This is a genomic window from Synechococcus sp. H70.2 (genome assembly GCF_047462275.1).
In the GTDB taxonomy this organism is placed as follows: Bacteria; Cyanobacteriota; Cyanobacteriia; order Thermostichales; family Thermostichaceae; genus Thermostichus.
This window is the reverse complement of the sequence record NZ_JANSIU010000009.1, coordinates 1-19,336: the sequence shown is the minus strand read 5'-3', so window position 1 is coordinate 19,336 and position 19,336 is coordinate 1. Positions and strand designations below refer to the sequence as shown.

The 19,336-nt window shown below is 60.9% G+C and carries 16 protein-coding genes; 9 read left to right on the top strand and 7 right to left on the bottom strand.

Annotation, left to right across the window (positions count from 1 at the left end):
• The first annotated feature begins 83 nt into the window (after positions 1–83).
• A complete protein-coding gene (gene treZ / locus NW822_RS09455; protein WP_414404265.1) occupies positions 84–1,934 on the top strand; it encodes a malto-oligosyltrehalose trehalohydrolase in 1,851 nt (616 codons plus the stop codon).
• On the opposite strand, the gene NW822_RS09450 is transcribed toward treZ, so the two are convergent.
• Entirely contained in the window at positions 1,922–3,436 is a 1,515-nt protein-coding gene (locus tag NW822_RS09450; protein ID WP_414404264.1) for an FAD-binding oxidoreductase, read from the bottom strand. The two genes, treZ and NW822_RS09450, sit on opposite strands and share 13 nt — an antisense overlap.
• Positions 3,437–3,452: 16 nt before the next feature.
• On the bottom strand, positions 3,453–4,781 hold the full coding sequence (locus NW822_RS09445) for a four-carbon acid sugar kinase family protein (RefSeq protein WP_414404263.1): 1,329 nt from the start codon (positions 4,779–4,781) through the stop codon (positions 3,453–3,455).
• Between the two features lie 248 nt (positions 4,782–5,029).
• On the opposite strand from NW822_RS09445, the gene phoU reads away from it, so the two are divergent.
• The 3 genes from phoU to clpB all read left to right on the top strand — a co-directional run bounded on the left by phoU (position 5,030) and on the right by clpB (position 10,844).
• Positions 5,030–5,671, top strand: a complete 642-nt coding sequence (phoU, locus tag NW822_RS09440) for a phosphate signaling complex protein PhoU (protein ID WP_414404262.1) — start codon at positions 5,030–5,032, stop codon at positions 5,669–5,671.
• Positions 5,672–5,724: 53 nt separating this feature from the next.
• Complete coding sequence (locus NW822_RS09435; RefSeq protein ID WP_414404261.1) at positions 5,725–8,010, top strand: ribonuclease R family protein; 2,286 nt, start codon at positions 5,725–5,727, stop codon at positions 8,008–8,010.
• A gap of 191 nt (positions 8,011–8,201) precedes the next feature.
• Positions 8,202–10,844 (top strand): ATP-dependent chaperone ClpB, encoded by a 2,643-nt coding sequence (clpB, locus tag NW822_RS09430; RefSeq protein WP_414361560.1) that lies wholly within the window; start codon positions 8,202–8,204, stop codon positions 10,842–10,844.
• A 5-nt stretch (positions 10,845–10,849) separates the two neighbouring features.
• Here clpB and NW822_RS09425 read toward each other — a convergent pair whose 3' ends face one another.
• From NW822_RS09425 to NW822_RS09410, 4 genes are all read right to left on the bottom strand, one after another.
• A complete protein-coding gene (locus NW822_RS09425) occupies positions 10,850–11,251 on the bottom strand; it encodes a SaoD/DsrE family protein (protein ID WP_414361562.1) in 402 nt (133 codons plus the stop codon).
• A gap of 231 nt (positions 11,252–11,482) precedes the next feature.
• The gene (nth, locus tag NW822_RS09420) at positions 11,483–12,151 is read right to left on the bottom strand and encodes an endonuclease III (RefSeq protein ID WP_414361564.1); all 669 of its coding nucleotides are present in this window, start codon (positions 12,149–12,151) and stop codon (positions 11,483–11,485) included.
• A 6-nt stretch (positions 12,152–12,157) separates the two neighbouring features.
• Positions 12,158–13,258 (bottom strand): RIP metalloprotease RseP, encoded by a 1,101-nt coding sequence (gene rseP, locus NW822_RS09415; protein ID WP_414361566.1) that lies wholly within the window; start codon positions 13,256–13,258, stop codon positions 12,158–12,160.
• Between the two features lie 69 nt (positions 13,259–13,327).
• Positions 13,328–13,570 (bottom strand): NifU family protein, encoded by a 243-nt coding sequence (locus tag NW822_RS09410; RefSeq protein ID WP_414361568.1) that lies wholly within the window; start codon positions 13,568–13,570, stop codon positions 13,328–13,330.
• Positions 13,571–13,753: 183 nt separating this feature from the next.
• On the opposite strand from NW822_RS09410, the gene NW822_RS09405 reads away from it, so the two are divergent.
• From NW822_RS09405 to sppA, 5 genes are all read left to right on the top strand, one after another.
• Complete coding sequence (locus NW822_RS09405) at positions 13,754–14,860, top strand: PIN/TRAM domain-containing protein (protein ID WP_414361569.1); 1,107 nt, start codon at positions 13,754–13,756, stop codon at positions 14,858–14,860.
• Between the two features lie 37 nt (positions 14,861–14,897).
• A complete protein-coding gene (locus NW822_RS09400) occupies positions 14,898–16,580 on the top strand; it encodes an ATP-binding protein (protein ID WP_414404260.1) in 1,683 nt (560 codons plus the stop codon).
• Between the two features lie 2 nt (positions 16,581–16,582).
• Positions 16,583–17,431: a 16S rRNA (adenine(1518)-N(6)/adenine(1519)-N(6))-dimethyltransferase RsmA gene (rsmA, locus tag NW822_RS09395; protein WP_414361573.1), complete on the top strand. Its 849-nt coding sequence runs from the start codon at positions 16,583–16,585 to the stop codon at positions 17,429–17,431.
• A 31-nt stretch (positions 17,432–17,462) separates the two neighbouring features.
• On the top strand, positions 17,463–18,167 hold the full coding sequence (gene fabG / locus NW822_RS09390; protein ID WP_414361575.1) for a 3-oxoacyl-ACP reductase FabG: 705 nt from the start codon (positions 17,463–17,465) through the stop codon (positions 18,165–18,167).
• Between the two features lie 76 nt (positions 18,168–18,243).
• Entirely contained in the window at positions 18,244–19,050 is an 807-nt protein-coding gene (gene sppA / locus NW822_RS09385) for a signal peptide peptidase SppA (RefSeq protein WP_414404259.1), read from the top strand.
• 1 nt (position 19,051) lies between these two features.
• Here sppA and NW822_RS09380 read toward each other — a convergent pair.
• A partial coding sequence (locus NW822_RS09380) for a hypothetical protein (protein WP_414404258.1) occupies positions 19,052–19,336 on the bottom strand: 285 nt, incomplete at its 5' end.

The following is a 19,336-nucleotide window of genomic DNA, read 5'->3' as shown; positions in this document are numbered from 1 at the left end:
TTCCACTATGGCAGAGAAGCCCAAGACCTTGACCTGGCAGGCCTAGGGGGCAAGCCCCGCTATAGTAGAAGCCAAGTTATAGAATGGGTTCCGTGCTTTCCCCTCCAGTTAGACGGATTGGCGCCTATCCCTGTGGCCAGGGCCACTACCGCTTCTCGGTGTGGGCGCCCTTGGTCGAACACGTGGAGCTCAAAATCATCAGCCCTGTCCAACAGGTCATCCCTCTGGCCCAAGATGAGCAGGGCTACTGGCAGGGTGAAGTGGAGGGGATCCCGCCGGGGCCAGTGGACTACCTCTACCGCCTACACACCTCAGGGGGGGTGGTGGAGCGGCCGGATCCGGCTTCCCGCTGCCAGCCCTACGGCGTCCATGGCCCTTCGCGGGTGGTGGATCCCCACTTCGACTGGCAGGATCAAGCCTGGAAGGGGATCCCGCTCTCCCAGTGGATCCTCTACGAGCTGCATGTAGGCACCTTTACCCCGGAGGGCACCTTTGCCGCCCTGATCCCCCGCCTGCCGCAACTGGTGGAGCTGGGGGTCAACGTGCTGGAGCTCATGCCGGTGGCCCAGTTTCCGGGGGAGCGCAACTGGGGCTATGACGGCGTCTACCCCTATGCCGTGCAGGTTAGCTATGGAGGAGCAGCGGGCCTGAAGGCGCTGGTCAATGCCTGCCACCAGCAGGGCTTGGCTGTCATTTTGGATGTGGTCTACAACCACCTGGGGCCGGAGGGGAACTACCTGCGGGACTTTGGCCCCTACTTTACCGACAAGTACCGCACCCCTTGGGGGGAGGCCCTCAACTTCGACGACCGCTATTCCGACGGCGTGCGGGAGTTTTTCCTGCAAAATGCCGAATACTGGCTAGAGGAGTTTCACCTAGACGGCCTGCGGCTGGACGCCGTGCATGCCATCTACGACTTCAGCGCCCACCCCTTTTTGCAGGAATTGGCAGAGCGGGTGGAGGCCCTGGAGGCGCGCACGGGCTGGCCCAGGGTTCTGGTAGCCGAAAGCGACCTCAACGACGTCCGCCTCATCACCCCCCGCGAGCAAGGGGGCTACGGCCTAGATGCCCAGTGGTGCGACGATTTCCATCACTCAGTTCACACCCTGCTTACTGGAGAAAAGACAGGCTACTACCAGGACTTTGGCCAATTGGAGCACCTGGCCAAGTCCTACCGCGAGAGCTACGTCTATTCCGGCCAGTACTCCCGCTACCGGGCCCGCCGCCACGGCAATTCCGCTCTCGCTAGGCCAGGCTCCCAGTTTGTAATCTGCATCCAAAACCACGACCAGGTGGGCAATCGCCGGCTGGGGGAACGCCTCAGCCAGCTCACCTCCTTCGCTGGCCTGAAGTTGGCCGCCGCTGCTCTGCTGCTGGCTCCCATGCTGCCACTGCTGTTTATGGGGGAAGAGTATGGGGAGGTGGCCCCGTTTCTCTACTTCATTAGCCACGGGGATCCCGACCTGGTGGAAGCGGTGCGCCAGGGACGCCGCCGCGAGTTCAGCGCCTTTGCCTGGCAGGGGGAGGTACCGGACCCGCAAGCGGAAGAGACCTTCCTGCGCTCGAAGCTCAACTGGGAACTGGCCACTGCTGGCCACCACCAGGTCTTGCGGCGGTGGTACCAAACCCTCATTCGCCTGCGCAAGACCCTGCCGCCGCTGCAAAACCTGGAGCGGAGTTCGGTGGGGGTGGAGCTGTTTGCTCCAAGCGGCCTGGCCCTGCACCGCCACCAGAGATCCCAAGCCGTTCTGGCCCTGTTTAACTTCAGCTCCGACCAAGCAGCCACCTACGCTCCATGGCCCAGCGGCCGGTGGGAGAAGCTTCTAGATAGCGGCGACGCCAAGTGGCTGGGCCAGGGATCCTCCCTGCCGGCAAAAAACCAAGGGGATCCCGTTGAGGTGCCGCCCTATGGGGTGGTGGTCTACAGCCAGTAATCCCGACCGCAGCCGTAGCGCCAGGCCTCGCGCCGCCGGTTCCAGAAGTAGTCTTGCGGGGCCCCCTCCAGGCGGTCGGCTAGCCTTTGCAGGAGCTCGTAGAGGCCAAGGGTGGCAAAGTGGCCCGCCCAGGCCACCAGCTCCGGCAGCCCTAGCCGGGGCAAAAGCGCGGCCACCAGGGCTGGATCTTGCCTCATCACCCCCCACAGTGCCTGGGCCAAGCCGCCAAACTGCACCACATCCTGCAAAAAGGGCCGCACCACCTGGGGGCCGGCGGCAACCATGGCTGCAAACACTCTGCTCAACAGGCGGTTAATGCTGTTGGGATCCCAGTTTTTCTCTCCCAAGGGAGGGATCATCGCCTTTTGAAAAAGCCAGGTTACCGCCACATTGGGCTGGTAGGGCTGCAGCAGGGCCAGGGCCGCCTGCTCCAACTGCCGCTGCACCAGCGCCTCGTGGATCCCCTGCTGCAGGCGATCCAGATGGCGCAACATTGCCCCAAAGCCGCCAAAGCTCAAAGGCGACTGGCTGCCGCTGCTGTCTCCTACCGCCAAAAGGCGATCCCAGGGCAGTTGTAGTGGGCTGCGGCGGTAGGCGGGGAAGACGCCACACAGCTTGCGCACCCAGCGGATCTGGGCCAGCTCGGCCCCCTGGTAGGCAGGGAGCAGCCGGCAGTAGTCCTGCCAGAGCTTCTCCAAACTGGGTCGGCGGGGATCCCGGTCGCAGTAGGTAAAGAGATAGGTGGTGCGGCCATCGCGGGCGGGGAAAGCCTCCCAAAAGGGCTGGTAGCCCTCCTGGGCGGGGGTAAAGCTGTAGAACAGATCCCCAGTGGGTTGCTCCGGCAGCCCCTGGGCGCAGGATCCCACCACCAGACAGACACTGTCCGGCGGCTGCCCTTGGCGGGCCTGGGCCGCAATGGGGGAGCGGTGCCCCATGGCATCCAGCAGCAGTTGGGCGCTGAGCTGGCCGGTGGTGGTCTGGATGCGGATCCCATCGGGGTGGACCGTGGCGCCTAGAAACCCGGTCTGCTCCCACACTTGGCCCCCCCAGGCCAGGAAATGCTGCTTGAGGAACTCCAGCAAGCTGACCGGATCCACGCCTACGTTCAGTACCCCTTCCACCCACCAGGTAGGGCCCTCCCCAAAGCCGATGCGGCCGCGGGGGTAGTGGGTCACCTGCACTGCCTCCCACTCGGCCGGCGTCAGCAGCTCCAGCTCCAGCAGCACCTGCAGCTCCTGCCGGGAGGTGTTCCACTCCTGCTCTCGCCCCCGCAGGCTCCCCCGCTCGATGAGGATCACCCGCCAGCCCCGCTTGGCCAAAGCTGCCCCCAGGAGAATCCCCAGGGTGCCGCCGGCAATCACCACATCGGCATCCCGGCTGCCCAGGCGCTCAGAACAGCGGTGCACCACCGCCGGAGGCAACACCGTTGGCCCCTGCCGCAGGGATCCCCACCAGGCCTCCAAGGCAGGCAGAGCTTCAGGGGGGGAGATGAGTTCAGCCATGGTGATTTCCTCCAGGCTAGACCAGCCCGCGGCTGTGGAGGCGACGGTGGATTAAAACCAACGTATCCGCCTCGCCCACGTTGCCCGGAAACAGCACCACCGGCAGGTTGGGAAAGCGGGGGTGATCCGCCGGCGTGAGCACCATGGAGATCCCTGGGTAGATCTGCCCCAGCAGCCGCACGGCCGGCAGATTGAGGCCGAGGCTGAGGGTGTCGTTGGAGGTGATGCCGCCCTTGCTGACGAGATAGCCAATCCCCTCCGGCAGCCCCTGCACAATGGCCACCAACAAACGAGAAACCCTCTCTCCAAAGGCCAGGCGAGCCTCTGGGGGGGCACCGTCGAACCTCACTTCTTCTCGGCTGGTGTAGACCACCGGCGTCAGGCCCTGCTCGTAGGCGCGCTGGACTTGGCTCAAGAGGGCCGGCAGCAGCTCCGCTTCGCGCCCCGGTTCCAACAGGCGCTTTACCTCCACCTCGATGCCCTGGATCCCTGGCTCCTGCAACAGGCGGGCCAACTGCTGGCTGGACTTTTGCACATGGGATCCCACGATCACCACCCCTGGCCGGTCGGAGCGGACAAACTGCCCCATCTGCTCTGGCGGAACCGGCTGCGGCGGCAACTGGGCTAGAGCCGTCAAGAGGCTAGCGGCACTGCGGAACAAAAAGCGCTTCCCCTGCTCCAGAGCCGCCCAAACGTCTTGGGCAAAACGGTCCAGATCCGCTTGAGTTTCTCCATCCACCACACAGCAGACATTCCCCTCTAGACCCAAAAGCTGCTCCAGACAGCCGGCGCGGATCTGCTCCAGCGTCAATCGCACCACCTGCTCAGCCCGGATCCGCCCCTGGGTTTTCTCCTGCACATAGTCGGGCAAATAGCTGTGGTGGTAGCCGAACACCGCATCGCGGGCAAACTCCGTTTCATGCACCGGCACCCAGCGGCCCTCCACCCGCAGGTAGTGGACGCTGTTGCGGGTGATGCGCCCTCCCTCAAAAAAAGCCGGCACCAGAAAATGGGCATCGAAAGGCCCCAGCTCCGCCGCCATGACATCGGTTTCCAAGGGGTAGTGCCCGCGCAGCGTCGAGTCGGAGCGGCTGACGAAGAGAGCCCCCTCCCACCCCAGCTCCCCCATGGCCTGCTTGAGGGCCCGGCAGACCGACCGCGTCACCTCGGCAGCCTTGGCCGGCGGCAGGGAGCGCGTGTTGGTGAGGATGAAGCGAATTGGCGAGCTATCCTGCAGCCCTAGCTTGAGCGTTTCCGCATCCCAGCGGGTCAGCAGCAGGCAACTGTGCATAGTCTGGGATCCGGTGGGATCATCATCCAGCACGACAATGGGGGGACGGGTCATCGGAGTCTCTCAGTCGAGAACAACAGCACAGCCCTCTGCCTCCAGACGGAGACAGCCTTGCAACCCCCCCACCCGCCTGCAACTTCTCTCCCAAGTTGGCTGCTCCCGCGATCCCTGCTCTGTTTTTTCTCTAACTTTTTCAATTTTTTTCCAGTCTAAAAGAATTTGCCATGATCGAGATCTAGGGGTGAAATCCACGGGCTTTGGGCGCTGCCAACGGCAGCAGCCCTCCTCTCCCATCTCCATCCATGGGGCAAGCTGAGCTGCAACTTCAGATCAAGCGGATCCAGCAGGACGTGCTGCGCATGGGGGCGCTGGCGGAAAAATCGCTGATCTTGGCCCAGCAGGCCCTGTTTGAACAGAACTTGGCCGCCGCTGAGCAGGCCATTGCCCAAGACAAGCAGATCGATCGCTTCTATCGCCAGATTGAGAAAGACTGTATTGACCTCATTGCCTTGCGCTCACCGGTGGCGCGGGATCTGCGCTGGATTAGCACCCTGATGCAACTGGTGCGGGACCTGGAGCGAATTGGCGACTACGCCAAAGACCTGGCCGAGGTGGCCCTGCGCCTAGCTCTCTACCCGCCGCCGCCGGAGCTAGGCCGCATTCGCGTCATGATGCAGCGCTGCCAGAAAATGCTCAGCCATAGCCTGGCGGCCCTGACGGAGTTGGATGCCGAGCTGGGCCGGCAACTGAAGCGGGAAGATGACGCCGTTGATGAAGACTACACCAACCTCTACAATACGTTGGCGCAGCAGTCTGACATCAGGGGATCGATCGAGCCTATCCTGTTGATGTTGCTGGCAATCCGCTACCTAGAGCGTCTGGCCGACCACTGCACCAATATTGGTCAGCGCGTGGCTTTTATCGTTACCGGCCATCGCGACTAACGCCGACGGGTTGGCTCTTGTGATGTCTTGCCTCCCTTTTGCTAATACCCCCGATGGACTTCTCGCGGATTTTTCATCATTTTCTCTCTCAACCTGCCGAGCAATGGACCGACAAGGATACGTTGCTGGCTCTCTTGCCGTCCTCTGATCCGGAAGCGCCGGAAATGCTCGAGATTGCCCTAGACGGCCTAGTGCGGGCGGGGTTTCTCGAACAGACAGGGGATCCGCCCCGCTATCGGCGTAAGCCGGATGAATCTTTGGTAGTAGGGCGCCTGCGCTGTTCCAGCAAGGGCTTTTGCTTTGCCGTTCGGGATGAGCCGGGGGCAGAGGATGTGTACATCCACGGCAGCAACCTCAGCGGCGCTTGGAACGGGGATCAGGTGGTGGTGCGGATCACCAAACCAGGCAATCGCCGCCGCAGCCCGGAGGGGGAGGTAGTAGCTGTGGTGGAACGGGCCAATCGCACGCTGGTGGGCCGCCTCAAGCAGACGGAGGAAGGTTTCCGGGTAGTGCCGCTAGATGATCGGCTGCTGTTCGAGCTGGCTCTAAGCGAGCCGCGCCCTTCCGCATCAGGGCTGGCAGAAGGTCAGGTGGCCTATGTGGAAGTGGAGCGCTACCCCCTGGGGGATTTGCCCCCCCTGGGCAGGGTTCGCAAGATCTTGGGCCATGGGCCGGAGGCCTCCATCGATGTAGATTTGGTCTGCTGCAAATACGACCTGCCGCAGGAGTTTCCTCCAGCCGTGCTAGAGGCGGCGGCAACTCTGCCCAAAAAGCTGAGCCGCTCCGACCAAAAGGGCCGTCGCGATCTGCGGGATTGGTTTTGCATCACCCTGGAGCCGCTAGACTTGCAGCACCCCCACGGCCTCGAGCCCAACGTGGCTGTTTCCTTGCAGCGGCAAGAAGAGGACAGTTGGCTGCTGGGGATCCACATTGCCGACGTGGCCTACTGGCTGGATCCGGATCACCCGCTGGAGCAGGAGGCCCAGCGGCGCACTGCCACCGTTTACCTGGATAGTGCGGTGCTGCCGCTTTTCCCGCCGGAAGTCCACAACCGCCTAGCTCTGTTACCGCACCAGGAGCGCTTGGCCTATTCGTTGCTGTTGACCCTCGACGCTGAGGGAGCGGTGCGGAGCTTCGAGATCCACCCCAGTCTGGTGCGAACGCGGGCTCACCTCTCCTACGGCCAGGTGCAGGCTCTCCTAGCCACCGCCGCGGATCTGGACCCCGATGAGAAAGTGCCAGAGTTGATGGTCCTGCTGCAGAACCTGCTCCGCCTCAGCCAAGTCCTGCGGGTTAGGCGCCACCAGGCAGGCGGGTTTGACCTGCCCCTGCTGGATTTGCTTACCCCCTACTCTGCTGATGAAAGCGGCTATGGGCCCCTGCTCATTAGCGATCGCCTGGGCGCCCACGCCCTCATGACGGAGGTGCTGCTGCTGGCCAACCAAACCCTGGGCCACCACCTGCGCCAATTGGGGATCCCTTCTTTAGCTCGCGTGCAGCCGCCCCCTACCGCCGAGGCCCTGCAAAACTTTTTGCGCCTGGCCAACGCCATGAAGCTGGATCTGCATTTGCAGGATCCGGAAGCCGTAAGCTTGGCTGATTGGCAGCGAATTTGTGTTCGCATTACCGCTCCTGACGTGCTGGCTTCGGGGAATAGTCCAGCCTTGGTGGCCCAGTTGTTATCAACTTTGCCCCCCGTCGAGTATCGCCTCCAGCCTCTGCAGGAACCCCTGGGGCACTTCGGCCTTGGCCTCCTAGAGCCCTATGCCACCTTTACCGCCCCCTTGCGCCGCTATGCTGACCTGCTCAACTTGCGGGCTCTGGATCTGGCCCTGCGCAAAGGGCGCAATCGGCGTAGCCCCCGCTCCAAAACCGTGGTGGATCTGCACGGCCCCAGCGGCTACGGCCACATCGACTGGCAGGTATTGCCGCCAAAAGTGCATGAGGAGTGGCAGGCCTTTCTCCAGGCGCAACTGCCCAAGATCCAGGCGGGGTATCAGCTCCATCAACAGGCAGAGCGGGAGCTGATGGGCTTGAAGCGGTGCGAGTTCCTGCAGAAACACCTGGGGGAGACCTTCCCCGGCCTGATTGTCAGCGTCCAGAACTACGGCTTTTTCGTGCTGGTGGACCCGATTTTGGCAGAAGGGCTGGTGCGGGTGAGCACGCTGAAAAACGATTGGTACGAATACCGAAAACAAGCCCTGGTGGGGCGAAAAACCCGACGCCAGTTCCGCCTGGGAGATCGGGTGGAGGTGCAGGTTAAGAACGTGGATTACTACCGCCAGCAAATTGACCTGGCGGTGATTGGTGAGGGCCGCCCCTCCGAAGAGGAGGAATAAGGCGGGGATCCACCCATCAATTGCGGGGGGAGAGGACGGTTGTTGCGAACTCTGGCGCTGGCAAAATAGGCGATACCTGGCTATAGGAGGCCAGGAGGGCTTCCTCAATTCGGCAGCAAGGGCTAAGGGCCTCTTGCCTGCCCTCTGTGTGGTCTTCCTGTACACTAAGAAAAAACTTCTGCCAAACCCCTATGCAGCCCACCAATCCCAACCAATTTACCGAGAAAGCCTGGAGCGCCCTTGTCCAATCCCAAGATGTAGCCCGGCGGCACCAGCAGCAGCAGCTGGAAACCGAGCACCTGCTGATTTCCCTCCTGGATCAGGAGGGCGGGCTTACCCAGACCATTTTGCAGCGGGCTGGCATCGATCCAAGGCTGGTGCGGGATAGAGTGGAAAGCTTTATCAACCAGCAGCCCAAGCTGGCGCGGGTGGATCAGCTCTACCTGGGCCGCGGCCTGGAGACTACGCTGGATCGGGCTGAAGAGTTTCGCAAAGAATACAAAGACGACTTCATTTCGGTAGAGCACTTGCTTTTGGGATCCCTGGACGACGAGCGGGTAGGCAAGCGGGTTCTAGCGCCCCTCGGCCTCACTGTAGAGCGCCTCAAGCCCGTCATCCAGCAGGTGCGGGGCAAGCAGCGGGTTACCGACAAAAACCCCGAGTCCCGCTACGAGGCCCTAGAGCGCTATGGCCGCGACCTCACCAAGGCTGCTCGTGAAGGGAAGCTGGATCCGGTGATTGGGCGGGACGACGAGATCCGCCGCGTCATTCAGGTGCTCTCCCGCCGCACCAAAAACAACCCCGTGCTCATCGGCGAGCCGGGTGTGGGGAAAACTGCCATTGTTGAGGGCCTGGCCCAGCGCATCAACCGGGGGGATGTGCCAGAGTCCCTGAAAAACCGGCGGGTCATTGCCTTGGACATGGGCGCCTTGATTGCCGGCGCCAAGTACCGCGGTGAGTTTGAAGACCGCCTCAAAGCCGTGCTCAAGGAGGTTACCGAATCAGAAGGGCAGATCATCCTCTTCATTGACGAGCTGCACACGGTTGTCGGGGCGGGAGCTGCCGAGGGGGCGATGGATGCTGGCAACCTGCTCAAGCCCATGCTGGCCCGGGGTGAATTGCGCTGCATTGGCGCCACCACCCTAGATGAGTACCGCAAACACATCGAAAAAGACGCCGCTCTCGAGCGCCGCTTCCAGCCGGTGTATGTGGATCAGCCCTCTGTGGAAGACACCATCTCCATCCTGCGCGGCCTCAAAGAGCGCTACGAGCTGCACCACGGGGTCAAGATCAGCGACTCGGCCTTGGTGGCGGCAGCCGTTCTCTCCAACCGCTACATCTCCGAGCGCTTCCTGCCCGACAAGGCCATCGACCTGGTGGATGAAGCGGCGGCCAAGCTCAAGATGGAGATTACCTCCAAGCCCGTTGAGCTGGACGAGATTGACCGGCGCATCATGCAACTGCAGATGGAGGAGCTCTCCCTCAAGAAGGAAGACGACCCCGCCTCCAAAGAGCGCCTGGGCAAAATTGAGCAGGAGCTGGCCAACCTGATGGAGCGGCAGCGGGAGCTGAGTGCCCGTTGGCAGATGGAAAAAGACGCCATCGAGCGGCTGCAAAGCCTCAAAGCTGAGCGGGATGCCGTCAAGCTGCAGATTGAACAGGCAGAACAAAAATATGACCTCAACCGCGCTGCCGAGCTCAAATACGGCAAGCTGATGGAGCTGGAGCGGCAGATCCAAGAGCAGGAGGCCCACCTGGCCAAGCTGCAGGCCAACGGCGAGCCCTTGTTGCGGGAGCAGGTGACGCCCGAAGACATTGCCGAGATCGTCTCCCGCTGGACCGGGATCCCGGTCACCAGCTTGATGGAGTCGGAAAAGCAAAAGCTGCTGCGCCTGGAAGCCCACTTGCACCAGCGGGTGGTGGGCCAGGACGAAGCGGTAGCCGCCGTAGCCGCTGCCATTCGGCGGGCCCGCGCTGGCCTTAAGGATCCCAATCGGCCCATTGGCTCCTTCCTGTTCATGGGGCCCACCGGCGTTGGCAAAACGGAACTTGCCCGCGCCTTGGCGGAGTTCCTCTTCGACACCTCCGAGGCGATGGTGCGCATCGACATGTCCGAGTACATGGAGAAGCACGCTGTCTCTCGCCTCATCGGCGCCCCGCCAGGCTATGTGGGCTACGAAGAAGGCGGGCAGCTCTCGGAAGCGGTGCGGCGGCGCCCCTACTCGGTAGTGCTCTTTGACGAGGTGGAGAAAGCCCACCCCGATGTCTTCAACATCCTGCTGCAGGTGCTGGACGATGGCCGCATCACCGACTCCCAGGGGCGGACGGTGGACTTCAAAAACACCATCATTATCATGACCAGCAACATTGGCAGCGAGCTGATTCTGGAAATCGGGGGCGATGAGAGCCGCTACGAGGAGATGAAAAGCCAGGTGCTGGCCATGCTGCGGCAGCACTTCCGGCCAGAGTTCCTCAACCGGGTGGATGAAATCATCATCTTCCATGCCCTCACCAAAGAGCAGATTCGCCAGATCGTCAGCCTGCAGATGCGGCGGGTAGAGCAGCTGCTGGCGGAGCAACAAATTGAGATTGTCCTCACCGAAGAGGCCAAGGACTACCTGGCCGAGCTGGGCTACGACCCCCTGTTTGGAGCTCGCCCGCTGAAGCGGGTGATCCAGCGGGAGATTGAAAACCCCCTCGCCACCAAGCTGCTGGAAAACGAGTTCCTGCCCGGCGACCGCATCCTGGTGGATGTGGCCAATGAGCGGCTGGTCTTCCGCAAGATTGGCTCTCAGCCCAGCCAAGAGCCGCCTGCTGCCGTAGCCGTCAGCTAAGTCGGTTAGAGGCTAATTACCTGGTCAGGTGGGTTGTCTTTTAAGGCCGCGTAGAGGTCGGGAAAGCAGCCCACCTGTACGCCTTTGACCACATTCTTGGGAACGCAATAGCCTGGCTCCTTGCGCCCCTGGCCCTTTGAGTCGCACCACTTGGGTTCCCCTTCCGCCAGGTTGCGCTCCAGGGCGCACATGTCACACATCATCAGCAAAATCTTTTGCGCTTCGGCAATCTTGGCCAGACGCTCGCCAATGGGATCCCCCTGCCGCAAGACAAAGCAGTTGTCGTCAAAAAAGAACATGCCCACCACTTCCGCGCCGTGTACCCCTGCTTCTAGCTGCGGCAGGATCATCTGGCCCAGCTTGTAGGTGCCGCCGCGAGGGGTGATGAAGACGTAAGCAACTTTCATACCTGTCTAAAGCTGCAATTATCACTGATTATCACTTTATCACTCAGGTAAACTCCCCACACTGAGGCCAGCCCAGAGAGCCCAGTAGCCTCCTGGTGCCCTGGGTTGACTCCCAACTCCAAGCGCCCATAGAGTCTGCCTCCCTCTGCCAGCTTCGCCTTAGAGGGCGCCCAACTGTTGAGTTGACGCTGCTCAGTCTCAGTCAGGGCTGCCTTTCCCCCAGGCTTGCCCTCAATCGGCAGCCGCTTTTGGCTGGAGGAGAGAGGCGCTAGGGCAGAGATCGGCCAGGAAGCACTGCTTGCAGAGAGGCTGGCGGGCGGTGCAGATGGCTCGTCCGTGGTCGATAAGGCGAAGTGACCAATTCTCCCAATCCCCCTGCGGCAACAACTGCATGAGATCCCGCTCAATACGCAGGGGATCCTCGTGCTTAGTAAGGCCAAGGCGGCGACTGAGGCGCTTGACGTGGGTATCGACCGTTACGCCAGCGTTGATGCCAAAGGCGTGGGCTAGGACCACGTTGGCCGTCTTGCGGGCCACTCCTGGCAAGGTCAGCAGCTCCGGCATGGTGCGGGGCACCTGGCCGCCAAAGTCTGTCAAGATCTTGCGACACGCCTCCTGGATGTGTTTGGCTTTGTTGCGGTAGAAGCCGGTGGGTCGGATTAGAGCCTCAATCTCCTCCCGCGGGGCGGTTGCCAGAGCCTGGGCATCGGGGAAGCGGCGGAACAGCTCGGGTGTTACCTGGTTAACCCGCTCGTCAGAGCACTGGGCTGACAAAATCGTGGCCACCAGCAGTTGCAGCGGCGTCTGGTAGTGGAGGGTGCACTTGGAGTTGGGGTAATGGCGCTTTAGGCGAAGCAAGATCTCCAAGGCCCTTTGGCGTAAAGCCCGCTTACCGCTCATTGGCAACTAGCCTGACCCGGTGACAATGGCAAGGGTATCTTTGAGGATCAGCACCACCCCTAGTCCCAGGAGAAGCACTAAGCCTGTCTGCATCACTCGTTCTTCAACCTCCTTGGGTAGCCGCTTGCCGCGGATGGCTTCCAAGAGCAAAAAGGCAAGGTGCCCTCCATCCAAGGCAGGCAGGGGCAACAGGTTAAGAACAGCTAAGTTGATGCTAATCAGGGCAGTGAAATTAAACAAACTGGCAAGGTCATCTCGCGCCAGATCGGCGCCAATCTTAACGATCCCCACTGGCCCCGATATCTGCGCGGCTGTGTTTTGGAAGTTCCGCAGAAGTTCCTGCAGGCCAGTGAGATTCATCATCACCAAGCGCTGGTAGGCGTTCCCAGCTTCGGTCAGGATCTCTCCCAGGTTTTGGGCTGGGCGCAGCCTCACCTCCTGATTGGGCGCTAGACTGACCCCAATGGCTACCCTTTCCCCTTGCCGCTCCGGGACTACTGTAATCTGCAGCGGCGCCTCTTCCCCTTTTCGTTGCACTTGTAGGGGAAGGGGCTGGTTTTCGCTACTGCGGATCAGCGTCTGAAAGTCGTTGAGAGCGGCCAAGGCCGAGGCTGCATCGGCAAGAGTGCTGTAGTCGCGGTCAGCTGCCCGCAGCACCACATCCTCTGCCTGCAGGCCCGCCCGCTCGGCTGGGCTGTCTGGGGTTACCTGAGTAATGAGAATGCCAGGCTGGATGCGCGTAACTGAGGGGATCCCCAGCAGAGCAAACATCAGCACCAGCACCAGGTAGGCAAAGGCCAAGTTGGCCAGTACCCCCGCACTCATCACCACCAGGCGATCCGCAACGGGGCGGTTTTTCAAGAGATCCGGGTCATCGGGCGGGTAAGGGGAGTGCTCGTCATCGTCAGGAAAGCCGACATAACCCCCCAAGGGCAGAGCACGAATGGCGTACTCGGTTTCTTTGCCCTGGTAGCGCCACAGCACAGGGCCAAACCCCAGCGAAAAGCGGTTGACGTGGATCCCTTGCAGTTTGGCTGCCAGAAAGTGCCCCGCCTCGTGCACCAGAATGAGCAGAGCCAGGATGGCAATGGAAAGGAGAACTGGCATGGGCTGGCAACGAGATAGGTGCCGTCTTAAGAGAGGGGAGTCAAGCCCAAGGTTTACTGGCAGGGATCCTCAGAACACCTGCTCCACCTCGAGGATGTCGGGAATGCTCTCCCGTAACTTGCGCTCAATGCCCATCTTCAGGGTCAGGGTGGAACTGGGGCAGGCGCCACAGGCCCCCTGCAGGCGCAGCTTCACCACTGGGCCATCGATCTCCACCAGCTCTACGTTGCCGCCATCAGCTTGCAGGTAGGGGCGTAGCTCGTTGAGGACTTTTTCCACATTTTCGGCAGTCAGTTCTAAGGTTTGGGCCATGGTTCCTTTTACCTTGCTTGGTGACGTTTTAATTAGGCGGGCAAGGGAGTGCTCTCCTTCAGCATAGCCTCCTTTTTCTGGCGTTTGGGAAGGAGATCTGCCTCCAAACCCAAGACTAGAATAAGGGGCAGGCTCGCCCATTGCCGAGAGCCTACTCCCCCCAGCAAGGGCACTTTCTACAGTATGTTGGACGTCATCCTGATTGCAATCTTCATCTTAGCGGGGTCAGGTCTTGGGTTCTACGGCCTGGATTTGCTTCCCCCTGCTGCTCTTGAAGGAGCCAATGTCGAAGGGGCGCGCGTGGTTACTGGCGGCTTCGGGGCCTTGGCAGGTTTGGCGCTGGGAGCCCTGGTGCGCTGGGGCTACCGCCGCTTCGAGGCCAACGTCCGCTCGCTGCCACCAGATGTGTTAATTAGCCGCTCGGTGGGATTGGTGATTGGCCTAGTGATTGCCAACCTGGCTATGGCTCCGGTTTATTTGCTGCCCCTACCCCAGGAGCTGAATAATTTTCTGGAACCGCTGGCATCTGTCTTCTTTAGTCTCTCCTTTGCCTACTTGGGAGTGAGTTTGGCCGACACCCACGGCCCGGCCCTGTTGCGCCTATTCAACCCCAACTATGCCCTACAAGCGGCAGCAGAAGGGAGTGTGGTGGCAGCCAGCCCCAAGGTCTTGGATACCAGCTCCATCATTGACGGACGCGTGGCCCAGTTGATTGAGAAGGGCTTTCTGGAGGGAACGCTGGTGATCCCCCGCTTTGTCATCTCCGAGCTACAGACTATTGCCGACAAGGCCGATCCCCAAAAACGGGAGCGGGGTCGTAGAGGGCTGGATACGCTGCAAGCCCTGCGCCAGGCTAACCCCGAGCGCTTTGTTATCCACGAAGCCAACTATCCTGACCTAAACACGGTCGATGAGAAACTGGTGCGCCTTGCCCAAAGCGTGGGCGGGACACTGGTAACCACCGATTACAACCTAAAGAAGGTAGCCCTGCTGCAAGGAGTCAAGGTGCTCAATGTCAACGAGTTGGCTGAGGCTTTGCGACCTATCTACCTTGCTGGCGATAGCTTTGATATCAAAATTACCCGTGAGGGCAAGGAGCCAGGCCAGGGGGTAGGCTATCTGGAAGATGGCACGATGGTGGTGGTGGAAGAAGGACAGCGCGCTGTAGGCAAAACTCGCTCGGTAGTGGTTACCGGCTCCATTCAGACCTCGGCAGGGCGGATGCTCTTTGCCCGCCTCAACACTAAAGACTCCGACCCCACCACCTCAGCCTCCTCGGCAAAAACCTAAGTTCTGGGTCCAAGGAGCTTGGTTTTTTCAAGGCAAGGTGGGCGTGTTTCCAGCGGATCTCATTCTCTACACGCAGGATCGCCAGCAGCGTTTTCAAAGTTTTTACTGGGAAGGGGCTGAGAGCTATGGTATCCACCCCCCGCAGATTGTGGCCGGGCAGCAGAGCTGGGAGGTGGTCAATGGGGAGGAGTACCAAGCCAAGCTAAGCCAGGTGTTTGCACAAGGGGATCCCTTGCAGCACGAATGCCAAGTCCTCTCGCCCCGCTACAAGCTGCATTTGCATCTTTGCCTCAACCCCGTGCGGGATACGGAGGGGGAGGTGGTAGCAGTTGCGGTGGTGGGCAAGGTGTTGGGGGCAACGCCTTTCAATTTGGCTGGAGGGACAAGCAAGCCCCCCAGCTTGCCGTACTCCTTTCTCAGTGAGCCGCTTCAGGCGGTTACAGCTCAGCTCATGCGCAGCATTGGCCACTCTGCCGGGATCCGCGAGCTGGGCCAGCAGACGGTGGAGCAGTTGGGGCAGCTGTTTGGGGTGGATCGCTGTCTGCTAGCCCTCTACGAGACAGGGCAGGATTCCCTAACAGTGAATGCTGAGTACCGCCGCTATCCGGAAACTCCCTCGCTGCTTAACCAGACTCTGCGGTTAGGGGATCACCCCCATTTGCTCCAGGCCCTTAGACAGGAAGAGCCAGTGGTAACAGAACGCCACCTGGCTGTGGCCATGTCCTACCGCGGCTACCCCAACAGCTTGCTTTGGCTAGAGGTGCTGCCCCCCAAGACTGCGCCTGCCTGGCAGAGCGGCCACCTCCAGGTGCTGCAGATTATTGCCACCTACTTGGGTACTGCCATCGCCCACGCTAGCTTGCTGGAGCAAAGTCGCCAACTGGCCACCCGTCTGCAACTGGCCAACCAAACCTTGCTTCAGAAAAACAAAGAGCTGGAGCAAGCCCGTGCCCAAGCAGAATCGGCCAACCAGCTAAAAAGCCAATTTCTGGCCAACACCTCCCACGAGCTGCGTACACCTTTAAACAGCATCATTGGCTTCATTAAGTTGGTGCTGGACGGGCTGGCCGAAAGCCGAGAAGAGGAGCTGGACTTTTTGCAGGAAGCCTACCGCTCTGCCCTGCACCTGTTGGCTTTAATCAACGACGTACTGGATATTGCCAAAATTGAAGCAGGCAAGCTGCAGTTGCACTTTCAACCCTGCGACCTGCAAGCCCTCTTCAAGGATGTGGAGGCCAAAACCAGTTTGCAAGCTAGTCAAAAGGGACTGCAGCTTAGCTTCCACCTGCCCCTTACGGAAGAGCCAATTTTGCTCTATGGCGACTACCAGCGCCTGCTGCAGGTGATGCTGAATCTAGTGGGCAATGCCATTAAGTTTACCCCCAAGGGCTCCGTGACGGTGCGAGCTGACCTCCTACCTGGCGAGCCGGGGATGGCCCGCATCCGCGTGATTGACACTGGGATCGGTGTGTCGTTGGAAAAGCAGCAGAAGCTGTTTCAAGCTTTTACCCAAGTGGATGGCTCCACTACCCGCCAGTACGGGGGGACTGGCCTAGGCTTGGCCATCAGCCAACGCCTAGTGGAGGCCATGGGGGGCGAGATCAATTTCTACAGCCTGGGGGAGGGGTTGGGCTCGACCGTTACCTTTACCGTGCCGCTCTACCGCCGGCCCATCCTAGCCAGGGATCCCCATCCGCCCCAGGAGAAGATGCGGATTTAACCATGCCCTATCCCCGCAAACGCTTTGGCCAGCACTGGCTCAAGGATCCTGCCGTCCACGCGGCAATTGTGGAGGCTGCCCAGTTGCCACCACCCCAAGAGGGCAGGGATCCCCCCTGGGTGCTGGAGATTGGCCCTGGCACAGGGCAGTTAACACGGCGCCTGTTGGCCCGGGGCGTCCAGGTGGTGGCAGTGGAGATCGATCGGGATCTGTGCCGCTTGTTGCGCAAGCGCTTTGCCAATGAGCCCCGCTTTCAGCTGTTGGAGGGGGATTTTCTGCGCCTGCCGCTCCCGCCTCAGCCCCGCCTACTGGTGGCCAATATCCCCTACAACCTCACCGGCCCCATTCTAGAGAAAGTTTTGGGATCCCCCGCCCAGCCAGTGAGGCAGTTTGAGCGCATCATCTTGATGGTGCAAAAAGAGCTGGCTGAGCGCCTGCAGGCCGGCCCTGGTAGCAAAGCCTACGGTGCCCTAAGCGTACGGGTGCGTTACCTAGCCGAGTGCGAGCTTATCTGCCGCGTGCCCCCCAGCGCCTTCCAGCCCCCTCCCCAAGTGGAATCGGCGGTGGTTCGCCTTACCCCCCGCCCCGCCCCCACTCCCGCCCGCGATCCCTGCTGGTTCTCCCAGCTGGTTTGCCGGGGCTTCTCCAGCCGCCGCAAGCAGCTGGTCAATGCTCTGCAGGGCCTGGTGGATCGCCAGGTTGTTGCTGCGGCCTTGGCCCAGCTCCACCTCAGCCCCACGGCCCGCGCCGAAGAACTGGATCTGCCGGATTGGCTGGCCCTGAGCGATCTGCTACTGGAGCAGACCCCTAAGCTGGCTGCCGTTTCTGGCAGGGAAAACGCGCTAGGGTGAGGAAGAAGTTCCCAAAGCTTCCCAGGAACCCATGCTCAACAACCAAGGCAAGCAAATCCTTGTAACTGGCGGTACCGGCGGGCTGGGGTTGGGAGTAACCCCCGTGCTCTTGGACACAGGGGCAGAGCTGACCTTGACCTACCGCCAAGAGGAGGAGCTGGCGGGCTTGCGGCAGCGCCTGCCAGCCCAGAGCCTAGAGCGGGTGCGCTTTGTGCAGGTGGATCTGCTGAATGAAGCCGCCGTAGCCCAACTCGTTGACGATCTGCCCCGCGTCGATGGCTTGGTGCACCTGGTGGGCGGCTTTGCCATGGGCCCCACCCACGAGTACAGCTTAGAAAATTGGCGACGTGACTTTGACCTCAACCTCACCACCACGTTTTTGGCCTGCAAGCACAGCCTGCGCAAAATGCGGCAACAGGGCTATGGGCGGATCGTGACCGTGGCCTCCCGAGGGGCAGTGGAGCCCGGATCCCAACTGGCCGCCTACTGCGCTTCCAAAGCCGGAGTCGTGGCCCTGACCCGCACCATTGCTGCCGAGACCAAAGGGATGGACATCACGGCCAACGTCATCTTGCCTAGCATCATCGACACCCCCGCCAACCGCGCTGCCATGGGCTCCGAGCAGGCGGAGCTGTGGGTAAAGCCGGAGTCGATTGGCCGGGTGATTGCCTTTTTGGTTTCCGAAGCAGCACGAGATCTCAGAGGAGCAGCGATCCCAGTGTACGGCAATATCTGAGCTGCTTGGTTGACCCAGCTGCCAAGCACCTTCCATGATAGGAAGTACAGGCTTATTCTTGTGCCGCTCTTTATCTATGCTGAAGCAATGGTTCTCGGGTGGCTTACGTCGGCAAATTGGCCGCATTGAGGTAGCAGGAGTTATCGATAGCAAAACCCGGGAGCGGGTTCTCAGAGCCTTGAAGGAGGTGGAGGAAAAGCAGATCCCTGCTGTGGTGCTGCGCATCGATAGCCCAGGCGGGACAGTGGCGGACTCGCAGGAAATCTACAACGCCCTTGTGCGCCTGCGAGAGCGAAAAGGTATTCCTATTGTGGCCAGCTTTGGCAACATCGCCGCCTCAGGGGGAGTTTACATTGCCATGGGAGCGGAAAAAATTGTCAGCAACCCTGGCACCATCACCGGCAGCATTGGTGTTATCATTCGCGGCAACAACCTCGAACGGCTGCTGGACAAAATTGGGATTTCTTTTAAGGTGATTAAGTCCGGTCCCTACAAAGATATTCTTTCCTTTGATCGTGAGCTGACTCCCGAAGAGCGCAACATCCTCCAAGAGCTAATCGACATCACCTACAGCCAGTTTGTGCACACCGTTGCAGCGGCGCGACGACTGAGCGTGAATGTGGTCAAAACCTTTGCTGATGGCCGCATTTTCAGTGGCGAGCAGGCTCTGCACCTGGGGGTAGTTGATCGTTTGGGAAGCGAAGAAGATGCTCGCCTTTGGGCAGCCGAACTGGCGGGGCTGCCGCCGGAGACTAAGTTCTACGATCTACTGCCCCGACGCAGGGGCTGGGCTCGCTTCCTGCCTGCGGCAGAGGCCCTGGAGCGGCTACAGTTTGAGGTCAGTACCTCTGGCTTGCCGCTGTGGCTCTACACCGGTTTATGAACTACCCCACCGCGTAGGCGCGTGGGGTTTCCTCACCCGCTTGACAGCAGAGCTTTTGTCTCTTCTTCTGCCCCAGTTGCTTCATCGATCCCGTGTACCGAGCCTCCGAAGTAGAGCTGAAGCATCCAAGACTCACGAGGCTGGTTCCCAACCCCAGTTGCCGTTCGCGGCAGCGGGACGGAGTCCAATTAACGGCAACGTTGTACAGTACCATCACCGTCCCCCTGTCCCTCTCTATCGCAAAACCACAGGCAGGGCAGACATGGTAACGGTTACTCAGGTCTGC